General features: G+C 44.3%; 6 protein-coding genes. 3 read left to right on the top strand and 3 right to left on the bottom strand.

What is annotated here, in order from left to right; all coding sequences use genetic code 11:
* Positions 1 to 21: 21 nt before the first annotated feature.
* Positions 22 to 744 (bottom strand): Uma2 family endonuclease, encoded by a 723-nt coding sequence (locus RIC07_RS06560; protein WP_446393868.1) that lies wholly within the window; start codon positions 742 to 744, stop codon positions 22 to 24.
* A gap of 220 nt (positions 745 to 964) precedes the next feature.
* On the bottom strand, positions 965 to 2,947 hold the full coding sequence (locus RIC07_RS06555) for a caspase family protein (RefSeq protein WP_446393820.1): 1,983 nt from the start codon (positions 2,945 to 2,947) through the stop codon (positions 965 to 967).
* 246 nt (positions 2,948 to 3,193) lie between these two features.
* Here RIC07_RS06555 and RIC07_RS06550 point away from each other — a divergent pair, with 246 nt between their 5' ends.
* Positions 3,194 to 3,637 carry a hypothetical protein gene (locus RIC07_RS06550; RefSeq protein ID WP_446393819.1) on the top strand — a complete coding sequence of 148 codons (444 nt, stop codon included), beginning with the start codon at positions 3,194 to 3,196 and terminating at the stop codon, positions 3,635 to 3,637.
* A 585-nt stretch (positions 3,638 to 4,222) separates the two neighbouring features.
* On the opposite strand, the gene RIC07_RS06545 is transcribed toward RIC07_RS06550, so the two are convergent.
* Positions 4,223 to 4,384, bottom strand: a complete 162-nt coding sequence (locus RIC07_RS06545; protein WP_006104592.1) for a ribbon-helix-helix domain-containing protein — start codon at positions 4,382 to 4,384, stop codon at positions 4,223 to 4,225.
* A 663-nt stretch (positions 4,385 to 5,047) separates the two neighbouring features.
* On the opposite strand from RIC07_RS06545, the gene RIC07_RS06540 reads away from it, so the two are divergent.
* Positions 5,048 to 8,272, top strand: coding sequence for a CHAT domain-containing protein (locus tag RIC07_RS06540; protein ID WP_446393818.1), 3,225 nt, complete (start codon positions 5,048 to 5,050; stop codon positions 8,270 to 8,272).
* An 870-nt stretch (positions 8,273 to 9,142) separates the two neighbouring features.
* Positions 9,143 to 13,339 (top strand): CHAT domain-containing protein, encoded by a 4,197-nt coding sequence (locus tag RIC07_RS06535; protein ID WP_446393817.1) that lies wholly within the window; start codon positions 9,143 to 9,145, stop codon positions 13,337 to 13,339.
* The last annotated feature ends 173 nt before the right edge of the window (positions 13,340 to 13,512 follow it).

Genomic DNA, 13,512 nt, shown 5'->3' with positions numbered 1-13,512 from the left:
TTCCACCAACCTACTTACCACCTAAACTTCAGGTTTAATCCCAGCCGCTCTTAACTGTGCGGCTAACCGTTCTGATCGTTCGCGCCCTGTCAACAGAAGATTACCTTGGTCATCCCACCAGCGCAACCACGGTAATTCGACATTTTGATACTGTCCCTGCCAAATTCCTAATTCTACTCCTAAAGGTGCGATCGCGTAATGACCACGTTCATTGGTAGTCATTAACTGATACTGACCTTCGATTAAGTGATAGACTTCAATCCTGGCGCGGCTGACTTCATAAATGCCGTAAAAAGCAGGACGAATAACTTGTTCGTATATCCAGAATTTACCGGGTTTTTGCATATCCCCCTCTTCTCGAAACAGAGGTGTTTTATCCCGTTCCTCTGAGCCATTTCCTGAGGCAAATTCTAAGACAATAAATGGAGGAATTAACTCTTGCCAAAGAACGTAGGAACGCCGCATTTGACCATTAAGCGTTGGCGGCACATTTGGGACATAAAACCAATCCGGTGCTTCTGCACCCCGTTCAGGTGGTTCGGTTATCCGCCAATAAATCCCGCAATCTTGACCGATGCAATAACGCCCGTTGGCATGGCGTTGTTGAAGCACAGGTTCTATGGAATCAGTTAAGAGAATACTTTGGGGATGTTCTTGAAAATTTTTCACAAAGGAACCATCGGATTCGGGGAGTTGAGTATGGTCGGGGAAAGTTGTGTTGGGTGAGGGAACGGTAGAAGTCATGGGGATAATTAGGGTCTGCTGAATAAGTCTGGTGGTGGGGAGAGGGAATAGGGAATAGGCAATGGGCAATGGGCAATGGGAAAGAGTTTCAAAGCTTTTTTCTCTCTTTGGATTTTTCACAACCTATTTAGGATTGCTATAGTCCTCAAACCCTCACAAATGACCAATGACAGATGACAGATGACAATCTTCACCGTTAACTGTCATGTTTCCCACCTCCTTACTGTTGATCCTTCTGCCATCGAGCGATCGCCTGCTGCGCGGCTGGGTATGAGGGAGTATCGGGCGGAACTAAGGCGGCGGTTTTTATCGCCAGTGACAACTGACCCCGCCATGCACGAGAATTGGCGATTAGATAAATCTGGCGACTCCATTGATCAATTAACTGTTGCGCTTGAGCATAACCCGGTTGACCTGGGGAAATTTTACTTAAAGTATTAATTGCCCGATTATAAGACGAGGCTTGATTCCGTCGCAGTTGCTGTTTAGCCGCTTGAATAATTGCTTGGTTTTGCTGCTGCTGTTTCGCTTGAGTCTGCCAGGTTTTAATCGCCGACTGCGCCCGATTATAAATTGAGGGATTGGTAGACGGAACTAATTTTGCCGCCGCGATCGCAGATGCAAAATTGCCTTGTTTCGCCCGCCCTTCAGCTAAGTCAAGAATCACCTGACTCCAGCGCTGGATATCCTGTTGCGCTTCCTGGTAAAGAGGTTCACCGGGTTGAATTTTCTGGGCTTGGGCGATCGCTTGACTGAAGAGGGAGGCTTGATTGGGTTGGATTCTACCCTTAGCTTGTGCCAAAATCCGTTGGTTCGCTTCCATGGATTCCGGATCAGAGGGCGATGGTGAGGTGGGGGCTTGTTCCTGGGGTTTATCCTCAGACACAGGTGCAATACGCTGATTCTCCACGGGTGAGGGGGGAAGCGGTGAACCAGTGGCTTCAGGTGCAGAGCTAGTCTGATCAGCGACGGGACTTTGAGTCACTGACCCCTCCGTCTCTTCATCGGCTGTGGGTTGGGTTTCGGTGACAGGCTGAATAATCTGGGGACTTGTCGCAGTTTGACGGTTAAGAATCTTGAGAGTGATTAGCATTAGCACCAAAACCAGTATCAGTCCACCCCCTTGCAGCAGCCATTGTTTCCATGTCTGATCCTCTTGACTATCGTTGTCGGACACAAAATCAGGTATCTTCACCAAAGCGGTTGCTGAGTCGGAAGTTGCTGAGTTGGACTGTTCATCGACATCCCTATCCCTAGGTGTTAACGAGTGCGTCGATTGTTTGTCCGGTATGGCAACGGCATACTTGGAGACAGGGGCGGTTGCGCCATTCCCGTTATCAGTAGAGGCGTCTTGATAGGCTGACTTGCCATTGGTCTGATCCCCCGATGTTAAGGTTGAGGCTATTGGTGTCGCCGTTGTCTCTTCGATGGAAGTAGACCCAGAGATAGGTAAAATGAGTTGTTGTCGGGTGGCTTCAGAAGGAATAATAATTAAAGGCGTCTGTATCGGTCGCCAGTGATGTTGACTTAACTCCGGTAAGCGATCGCCTAAATACTGCTCCAAGTTTGCCAGGGTTAGATCGGTTTGATAGTAGCGCAGGGCTTCCAGTAAGGCGGCGCTAAACAAACCATTCCGCAACGCCGTCGCTTCGTGGGAAAATTGCCCAAGCTGACTGGACATGATCAGCGTAATTCCCATCTGACGGGCTAATTCCACGGTTTCCGCACCCACCGATTCCCCGGCTTGCAGTCCTGGCGATCGGTTAATATCCAGTAAAACCAGCAGATTTTCATCCCCTTGAGGCTGAAGCGAACTAAGGAGCGATCGCATCGGTATCCCGGTACGAGGAATATCCTGGGGATTCCCATCAATAGGCATGAGATAATCAGCTTGTTGCCAACAGACTCCATAACCACTGAAAAAGAACCACCGCCAAGACTTTGATGGGGACGTTTTGCCATTCGTTGGGGAGGGTTGGCGAGTCGCGTCCAGCCAGCGCCAAATATTGTCCTGATTGGGATAGGTGGATTGACGATCAATCAGAGGTGAATGGTCAGTTAATACTAAATAATCCTGGGATGACCCATTCCCCTGCTGCACCAGAAACTGCCACAAGGCTTGAGCATCCGCCTGTCCGTAGTTTAAGGGCGGTAAAAACTGATAGCGATTAATGCCAATTGCAACGCAAGCGTAATTTGCCATGGGTTTTGGGTTTCGACGTTGGCGGCTGGAACTTGATCAGTGTTGCCATCGTCTTGTCGGACTAACGGTTCAGTCTTGATCAAGACATTACAGACAAAATCATTTTATAGTCTCCGCTACCTGTCCGTCAGGATAACCCTGAAATCGTCTCCAACGGGGAGATTTAACAACAATCTGCCCTTCAGGGGTTATCTGAGGAAACGTCTGCTGTTAAAATCTCTGTTTCATAACCCGTCGTCTACCCCAATGATCCAGTCAATTGCCCGAAAACAAATTGCGCCGCTCGGTTTATGGATGTTGGTCGGTTGTACCAGTATCAGTTGGCTGATCACAGCCGCGATCGCTCCTGAGATGGCTCAAGCTTACACCGCACGAGTGGAAGTATCTCTCATCAGTCAACCTGAGGAAAGTTATTCTAACTTTCTCCGCCGCGCTGAAGCCATTGCTAGAGCCGCCGCCCAACGCAGTTTCGATGGTGATATATTGGTCACTGATGTTGCTGTGACCATTATTGGACAACATAATAACGCGATCGCTCCGATTTTGTTGCTAGACGTGAGTCGTCAAAACTGGAAACGGCGTCCTATTGTTTCGTTTTGGGCAACTTATTTTCCGGGGACTCAATCCCTGCTAGACTTTAGCCAGCCATCAGGGTTTAACCCGCCAGCCGAGTCTGAGCCGAATCAGTAAGTAGTCGGACAAAAGAAAACGGTACTGTATTAAGTTTTGTAAATTGCCCTAAAACCCTTACTATTCCCTGTGACACACCGAGCGTGTTACCGAGCGTGTTGCCGAGCGAAGTCGAGGTAAGCCGAGGTGTTCCCTGTTAAGAGTTCCCTAATCTCAACCGTTAACTTTAATTGTGTCCACCCACTTAAATAGAGAGAGGGCTTGTGCATAATATTTGAGGTAGCGTGCTGGTTCCTCAAATTGCCCAAGCCCTTAAAGCATTAAGGTTCTGATTTGTCCCTATATCAAATTGTGTCCTCTGAGGATGGGTTCCCGCCTCAGCAAAACTTCTTAATCTTTTACGCCAATTGGCTGATAAGTCGGGCTAGCTGCATGAATGTAGAAAGCATACCAGATAAACCTTTCAAGCATTTTTTGGCTAAACAAGTCCAAGGTTTTAGTTCCTAGATACTCTAGATACTCTAGATACTCTACATCTTGGCATTATGTGCCTCAGTGGTCGCAAAATCTTCCTGACACAGGGATTGAAACTGTTGCCTATTGCCTGTTCCCTTCCCTAAACCAGCAACACGTATTCAGCAAGCCCTAATTCGACTGGTTTTGTTGTTGTTGACGCTCTTTGACAGCCTGAGTTAACAAGTAGGTCGCTAGGCTACTCAGTGACCTACTTTCTTCCTCTGCCCACTGTTCCAAGGCTCTCTGGATTTCTTCCGGTAGATAAGCAGTGACCCGCCCTTTGAGTTTCATCAGCCCTAAATTTTAATGCTTCAACATATTCCAGTATATAGTTTTTCACTGTTTATTGCTCAATCTAAATCTGTTATACATTAAAATAGTACACTTTACACTAACAAGCCAAGTTGGTCAGCGTTTGGGCTTTGTACCCACCCTCCGGAGAGCGTTTTCCTCTTCCACCCCCATGCCACAAAAGCGAAGCATCTTATGGCTTCCCCACATAACAAAAAGCTCCCGCATCCTCTGGTCTCCCCCGTGCAACAAACGAAGCATCCTGTGGTCTCCCCCTTTTGAAGGGGAACGGAAGGGGGATCGACAAGGGGGACGGAAGGAGGATGGAGAGGAGCTGGGGGTGAGGCTGTAGCCTGACATGCTGCCAAACTGTCCAGATCTCCACAGGAGAAATTAACCCCAATGGGGTATACCTTAAATGTCCCATAAGTCTGACAATTATTTATAATATTTTTAAGGAAGACTAAAAAAAAAGGATATTGTATTTTAATGCCAAAGCGTTAACTTTACAAAAACTAGAATTTATTAAGATTTAATGAAGCATAAAAATTCAGTAAACCACCCTTAAAATCGCTAAAAGCCAGGAAACTAAATAGCTTCAAAATCGTCATTTATTCTGAGGAGTCCTGACCCGATAATCGGCGACAACCAATGACATACAAGATGAACACAAAAGTATTGATCAATTGCTGGTTGGTGGTTGCCAATCTATTCACCATGACCAAGAAAAAAAGTAAACGAAACCACTATCTACTGTTGACGTTACTCTTAGCGGGTTTACCAACGGGGGGACTGGCTCAATCGGTTGTTCCCGCGTCAGATGGGACGGGAACGGTGGTCACACGCAATGGCAACGAGTTTGAGATCACTGAGGGACAAATCTCTGGCTCTGGGGATGGAACCAACCTTTTTCATAGCTTCAGCGAATTTGGTTTAGAGGCGAACCAAACCGCAACTTTTAGTCCTGACTCAAATATCCAAAATATTTTTGCCCGTGTAACGAGTGGTAATCCTTCAATAATTAATGGGTTGCTGGAAGTGACAGGGGGAAATCCAAATCTATTTTTAATGAATCCCGCCGGTATTGTCTTCGGTCAAAATGCCCGACTTAATGTTCCGGCATCCTTTACGGCTACAACCGCTACGGGAATTGGCATTGGAGATAATTGGTTTAATGCGATCGGGTCAAATGACTATACGGCTTTAGTTGGAGAACCTAACGCCTTTGCCTTTTCAACATCTCAGACACCAGGAGCCATTGTCAACGCGGGGTTAGAATTAGAAGAGGCACAAAGCTTAAACTTATTCGGTGGCACCGTAGTTAGCACTGACAATTTGGAAGCACCCGAAGCAGAGATTACCATTGCCACTGTTCCTGGAGAGAGGATACTGCGGATTAGTCAGCCCGGAAATGTGCTGAGTTTAGAGGTTCAGCCATCGGCTTCTGTACCCCTTACTCCCCTAACTTTACCGCAGTTATTGACAGGTAGTGGTCAAATTTCTGGTCTAGAAGTGGATAGTGATGGACAAGTAACACGAGTGGGTTCTAGCATTCCAACTCAAAATGGTATTCCCATCAAAAATGGAGATATCAATGTCGGGAATATCGACACATCCGTTACTGGCAGAGATGATGCTGGTTCCGTCGTATTATCTGCTCAAAGCAATCTTACGGTTGGCGATATTACTGCAACAGCCGTGGGTCAAGGTGATTCTGGAAATGTAACGTTGTCTGCTCAAGGTAGTATCTACCATGGCACTATAGATGCTACTCATACAGGTAATCCAGGTCAGGGTAATCAAGGTGCGGGTGAGGGTGCTATTAATTTAACAACACCAGGAGAGACTACAACCGAAACAGGTTTTGTGGAAGCCGACAATCTAGGTACGACCATTGAGCCTATCAATAACAACGATGATGATATGGATGATGGCATCGACGATGATGATGATATCAACAATGATGATATGGATAATGACATCGACGATGATGATAACATCGACGCTCAAAAAGAGCCGAATTCACCTCAAGTTCTAATCTATCAAAGATCGATAATTGATGAATTCCCTTTAAAGGATATACTTCCTAATCAAAACTCTACTCCCGATAGTGTTTTAACCGTTGATGAAAATGCTACTCCGACTACAGTTTCAGATAGTGAAGACTTAGGCACGAGTACCCCAACGACTGCTAATGAGGGGAATCAATCCCCAACTGGCAGCAATCAACCTACTGCAACCCAAGAGCCATCCAACACAAATAGTCCTGTCAATTCCACTCAAACAAATCCTGTCGGTGAAACGGACAACAACCAATCTACTACAACCCAAGAGCCATCCGAAACAAATAGTCCCGTCAATTCCACTCAAACAAATCCTGTCGGTGAGATAGGCAGCAATCAATCTACTGCAACCCAAGAGCCATCCGAAACAAATAGTCCCGTCAATTCCACTCAAACAAATCCTGTCGGTGAGATAGGCAGCAATCAATCTACTACAACCCAAGAGCAATCCAACACAAACAGTTCTGCAAATTCAACTCAAACAAATCCTGTAGCTGAAACAGACAACAACCAATCTACTACAACCCAAGAGCAATCCGAAACAAACCCGCCGATAGATTCAACTCAAACGGATTCTGTGGCTGAGTTTGAAGAAAAATTCACGCGACAATTCGAGGAATATTTAGAGCTACCTGGAGATATTTCCCTGAGAACCCTAGCAGAAAGCCGGGAAATTCTCGCTAATACTGAAAAATCAACGGGAGCTAAACCCGCACTCATCTATGTCGGTTTTGCCCCCCAAACGATTGCTACTGATGGGGAAACAAATGTACCCTTCCCAACTCCAAGTCCTCAAGATCAGTTAGAAATACTGCTGGTAACTGCTCAAGGAACCCCAATTCGTAAAGAAGTAGAAGGAGTAACCCGTGAGCAAGTCCTGAAAGTTGCTAATGAATTTCGTTTGCAAGTCACCAATGTCCGTAGCCAAAAAGGTTATATTGTGCCGGGACAACAACTCTACAACTGGTTGGTGAAGCCGTTGGAAGATGAGTTTCAAGGTCAAGGGATCGAAAATCTCATTTTCCTTCTCGATACTAACTTGCGTTCCGTTCCAGTGGCGGCACTCTATGATGGTGAACAGTTTCTCATCGAAAAGTACAGTGTTGGTTTAATGCCGAGTCTTAGCCTCACTGATACCCGTTATGAGCCTGTTACCAACATGGAAGTTCTGGCAATGGGAGCCTCGCAATTTACCGATAAACAACCATTACCAGCTGTGCCAGTAGAGTTATCAGAAATCACCCAGGATATATGGCAGGGAAAATCGTTTCTCAATGAATCATTCACAGTGAATAACCTAAAACAACAGCAAAACCGTCAGCCTTATGGCATGATTCATCTGGCAACTCATGCTGATTTCGTGCCAGGAGATCTGAGTAACTCCTATATCCAATTTTGGGATAGTAAACTACGACTTAATCAACTATCTGAGTTAGGCTTAAACAAGCCAACGGTAGAGTTATTGGTGCTAAGCTCTTGTCGCACGGCATTGGGGAATGAGGAAGCGGAATTAGGCTTTGCTGGGTTAGCTGTTAAAGCGGGAGTTAAGTCGGCGGTGGGGAGTTTGTGGTATGTGAGTGATCAAGGAACCTTGGGGTTGATAACTGAATTTTATCAGCAGCTCAAACAAGCTCCAATTAAGGCAGAAGCTATGCGCCAAGCTCAACTAGCTATGCTCAACGGGCAAGTTTATACACAAGATGGAAAACTGATTACCACTCAGGACATGATATCTTTACCACGGGAACTTGCTAGGTTAAGAGATCAAACCTTTGAACATCCTTATTACTGGAGTGCGTTCACAATGATTGGTAGTCCCTGGTAATTGGTCATTCGTCATTTGTCATATAGCATTTTAAATCATTCATGAAATCCAACGCTAGTTTCTAATCATACTTAAAATACCTGGAACTCTTTCTTCCTGTTGCCTGTTCCATAAGACACACCGAGCGTGTTACCGAGCGTGTTACTGAGCGAAGTCGAAGTAAGTCGAGGTAAGCGATATCCTGAGCTTGTCAAAGGGTCGAGGTTTTGCCTGTTGCCTTTGTCTACCATCGTGATTTCCACATCTCAAATAAAAATGCTATTCTCGCGAAGCGAGAAGCAAGCTACTGGCGTGGCACACCTTATTTGGTGGATTAGAATTGTAGGGGCGCAAGGCTTGCGCCCGGTTTAAACGTCAAATCTATTCCACAATTTTAGCTGTGTCAGCCCACTACATTTATATAAGGGTTTGAGGCATATTCACAGAACTTAACATAGTTCAGTTGATTTACACAATCTACACTTTGGACAATCTGTCAATGAAGTTTTAATGAAGTTTAGCAACTATACAATATACGATGCTATCCTAAAAATAAGGCATAGATTAAATTATTGATGCTGCTGAAGAATTATCCGGAAATCAATCGTAAGGATTGAATGGTGAATTACATTGATCAGCACCGGGGTTGCAGATATTGAATAAATAGATAAGAAGTGAGACAAGTTATTGCTTGTTATTCATAATCTCTAATTTAGACTAAGTAATTGAACAAAATAAAATCGCACTGCATTAATTTCATAAACAGTTTTTAAGCTATTGAATAAGACGTATGTTTTGACTCGATTTATATTTCAATATAAATCATAATTTAACCAACTCAATTGAGCTTGATTGATCAAGCGGCGACCCATGAATCAGAGGAAAATAGCTGTGGGGTTAACTAAGGAAAGATGGCATCTGACCAAGTTATTAACTTGGCTAACTGAAAATCGTAAAGTCAATCGTATTTTACTAGGAACGTTAGTTTTAGGATTCTTTTCCACTGGCGTTGAGGCTCAACCCGTTGTGCCAGCGAATGATGGAACAAATACTCAAGTAGGCGCTAGTGGAAATAAATTCACGATTACTGGTGGTCAAACCTCTGGAGATGGTGCTAATCTTTTCCACAGTTTTAGTGAGTTTGGTTTAGACGCAAACCAGACAGCTAATTTTATAACGAATCCTGACATACAAACTATTTTATCCCGTGTAACTGGGGGAAATGCTTCGTTAATTAATGGATTAATTCAGGTAACGGGAGGTAATTCCAATCTATTTTTGATGAATCCGGCTGGGATTGTGTTTGGTCAAAATGCCCGGTTAGATGTACCTGCATCCTTTACCGCAACAACAGCGACAGGGATTGGGTTTGGGGAGAATTGGTTTAGTGCGATCGCGTCTAATGATTATACCTCTCTTGTCGGTCAGCCAGACGCTTTTACGTTTAACACATCCAACCCTGGGGCGATTGTCAATGGGGGTAATCTTGAGGTTGGCAAAGATTTAAGCTTAGTTGGCGGTACAGTGGTGAGTACAGGGAACATAGAAGCCCCTAACGGACAGATTACCATTACCACTGTTCCTGGTGAAAGTACAATCCGCCTCAGTCAACCTGGACATTTGCTGAGTTTAGAAGTTCCGGCAACAGAAACATCGATTACTCCCCTATCTTTACCGGAATTGCTGACAGGTTCGGTTGATGTTCCAGACGTTGGATTCAATAGCAGTGGAACAGCAGAAATCTCAGCCTCTAAGATTCCGATTGAATCTGGAGATATTGTTGCCAAAAACGTTATTGCTGAGACAGCAACCTTATCTGCACAGCATAACCTAACCTTAGTTGAAAGTCAGTTACAAACCACAGGTGACTTAAATTTATTGGCACAAGATACGGTGCGCGTGCGAGATAGTGTGACTAATCCCTTCCTCGCCCAAGCTGGGGACAATCTTTATATTCAAGGGAATAATACCATTGATATCTTGGCATTAAATCATCCCCAAACTCCGTTTCAAAGTGGCGGTAATCTCAGCTTAGTCAGTGATGGGGATATTTCAGGCGATGCTCATTTTACCAGTGGGGGACATTTCTCGCTGCTGAATTTAGCAGGTAATTCGGGTAACTTTTTTAGTTATTTTGATCCGATTATTAGTTCCAATGGTGATGTCACATTCGGTAATTATACGGGTGTAGCCCTTAAAATAGAGTCTACTGGTAGTATTACTGGTAACAATATCAAAATTACCGGACCAGAGCAATCCGATGGTTCTTTAGTCGGTTCCGATCCTGATATTGCAATTTTGACCAGTTCTCCGGCTTTAATATTGCGGGCGGGATTGAACTCATTAACCAATTCTCCTAATATTCCAGGACAGACAGCTTTTACCTCGACAGGAGTCACTTCATCGCCCGGAAATATTAATGTCAACAATGTCGATACATCAAATACGAATCAACAAAACTCAGGCGGTGCTGGTCCTGTAATAATGCAGGCTTCTGGTGATATTACGACGGGCAGTATATCCACTAGCGATCAGGGACTGGGTAATGGGGGTTTAGTCAGACTGCATGCTTCTGGCAATATTACTATCAAAGGTAATATTAATACAAGCGATCAGAGTGATGGAGATTCAGGTTCTGTCGAGTTATTTGCGACGTTTGGTAATATCACAATTGGCGATGTTTCAACCAGCGATCAAAGCCAAGGGAATTCAGGTTCTATTGACTTGATCTCTGGGGGTAATATTCTCGCGGGTAGTATAGATACAGGTGAGTTTGGAGAGGGTGATTCTGGTAGTATTGCCTTAGTTGCTGGGGGTAACATTACCCATGGATCTATCAATCAAAATGCCCAACCTCCTGGCTCTCAAGGTCAATTTACTAGCAGCCCCAATACAGTTATCACTGATCCAGGGATAAATCCAGGGACAACCCCCGGTACAAATCCAGGGACAACTCCCCCAATTTCTCTGCCAAATAATAACCTAATCATAGACATACTACAAGTTAATACCATTGTTGATAGGGACGCAGAGCTACTGATTGATCTGGAGCAACCTATTTCTGGAGAAAAAATCCCAATTATCACTTACGCCAGAACTCCCATTAACCCAGAAGGTAATCAAGATAACTCAAACGAGACTAATACCATTAACCCAGAAGATAATCTAGAGAATCCTGAGGATACAACCTCCCTTAAGCCAGAAGATAATCTAGAGAATTCTGAGGATACAACTTCCCTTAACCCAGAAGATAATCTAGAAAATCCTGAGGATACAACCTCCCTTACCCCAGAAGATAATCTAGAGAATTCTGAGGATACAACCTCCCTTAACCCAGAAGATAATCTAGAGAATTCTGAGGATACAACTTCCCTTAACCCAGAAGATAATCTAGAGAATTCTGAGGATACAACCTCCCTTAACCCAGAAGATAATCTAGAAAATTCTGAGGATACAACTTCCCTTAACCCAGAAGATAATCTAGAAAATTCTGAGGATAGAACTTCCCTTAACCCAGAAGATAATCTAGAAAATCCTGGAGATACAACCTCCCTTAACCCAGAAGATAATCTAGAAAATCCTGAGGATAGAACTTCCCTTAACCCAGAAGATAATCTGAGTAATCCCAGCGATACGACTCTCTCTGAACCAACAACTCAACCAATTAACTCAACTAATCCTAGTCCTAGGGAAACCAATAGTAATCCATCTGTCTCCGCTGAAACCCCATCTAATGAAGCGAATAGCAATTCATCCACCCCCGCTAACAACTCATCCAGCGAAGCCTCATCATCAGGTGCTTCTGACTCATCCCTCCAATCCGTTGACGCCTCAGAGGAAAACTTTACCCAGCAATTTGTAGACTATTTAGGCTTACCCACTGATATTCCCTTAGTTACTCTCGCCCAAAGCCGAGATATTCTCGGCAACATCGAGAAAACTACAGGAGTTAAACCAGCATTGCTTTATATCAGTTTTGTCCCGCAAGAGCTTTCTAATCAGGCGGAAAATCCATCATCTTCAAGCCAAACTTCTCCTACCAAAACCCGCAATCCTGAAGATCAATTAGAATTACTCCTGGTTACAGCTAATGGATTACCCATTCGCAAACGAATCCCAGAAATTACTCGCCAACAAGTTCTCAACGTTGCGGATCAGTTTCGCTTAGAAGTCACCAATGTTCGCAGTCGTAAAGGCTACATTGCTCCGGGAAAACAACTTTATGATTGGCTAGTGGCTCCCATGGACGATGAACTGCAAGCCCTCGGTATCGAAAACGTCACCTTCCTAGTAGACTATGGCTTACGCTCTGTTCCTATAGCGGCTCTTTACGATGGTCAACAGTTTTTGATTGAGAAATACAGTGTTGGTTTAATGCCGAGTTTAAGCCTAGTTAATCCGAACTACGCCCCCATTGAAAACCTGGATGTTTTAGCAATGGGAGCCGCACAATTTACGGATCAAAAACCTTTACCTGCTGTTCCGGTAGAATTATCAGCTATTACCCAATCGCTGTGGCAAGGGAAATCTTTTCTTAACGAGACGTTTACTCTAGAAAATCTCAAAGAACAACGTCAACAGCAACCTTTTGGTATTATCCACTTAGCCACTCATGCTAATTTCCAATCGGGAGAACCGAATAACTCCTATATCCAACTTTGGGACAGGAAGCTGCGACTCAATCAATTACCTCAATTAGATTGGAATAATCCCCCCGTCGAACTTTTAGTTCTCAGTGCTTGTCGTACCGCTTTGGGGAATGAGGAAGCCGAATTAGGGTTTGCTGGATTAGCGGTTCAATCGGGCGCAAAATCAGCCGTAGGAAGTTTATGGTATGTCAGTGATGAGGGAACATTAGGATTAATGACCCAACTCTATCAAACCTTTAAACAAGCCCCGATTAAAGCAGAAGCACTGCGACAAACTCAACTGGCAATGTTGCAGGGACAAGTTTATATTGAAGGGGGTCAACTGATTGCAGGTGATAAGTCAGTTCCGTTACCTCCTGAATTAGCCAGATTAGGAGATGGCAACTTTGAACATCCTTATTACTGGAGTGCGTTCACTATGGTTGGTAGTCCTTGGTAATTTGTTGTCATTTGTCATTCGTCATTTGTCATTCGTCATTTGTCATTCGTCATTTGTCATTCGTCATTTGTCATTCGTCATTCGTCATTTGTCATTCGTCATTTGTCATTCGTCATTTGTCATTCGTCATTTGTCATTCGTCATTCGTCATTTGTCATTCGTCATTCGTCATT

Source organism: Coleofasciculus sp. E1-EBD-02, from assembly GCF_040218245.1.
In the GTDB taxonomy this organism is placed as follows: Bacteria; Cyanobacteriota; Cyanobacteriia; order Cyanobacteriales; family Coleofasciculaceae; genus Coleofasciculus.
This window is presented reverse-complemented; position numbering and strand designations above follow the sequence as displayed.

Bases quoted from the DNA above. Each gene is read 5' to 3' on its own strand.
- RIC07_RS06540 (WP_446393818.1), top strand. From the start codon at position 5,048: ATGAACACAAAAGTATTGATCAATTGCTGGTTGGTGGTTGCCAATCTA.
- RIC07_RS06550 (WP_446393819.1), top strand. From the start codon at position 3,194: ATGATCCAGTCAATTGCCCGAAAACAAATTGCGCCGCTCGGTTTATGG.
- RIC07_RS06560 (WP_446393868.1), bottom strand. From the start codon at position 744: ATGACTTCTACCGTTCCCTCACCCAACACAACTTTCCCCGACCATACT.
- RIC07_RS06555 (WP_446393820.1), bottom strand. From the start codon at position 2,947: ATGGCAAATTACGCTTGCGTTGCAATTGGCATTAATCGCTATCAGTTT.
- RIC07_RS06545 (WP_006104592.1), bottom strand. From the start codon at position 4,384: ATGAAACTCAAAGGGCGGGTCACTGCTTATCTACCGGAAGAAATCCAG.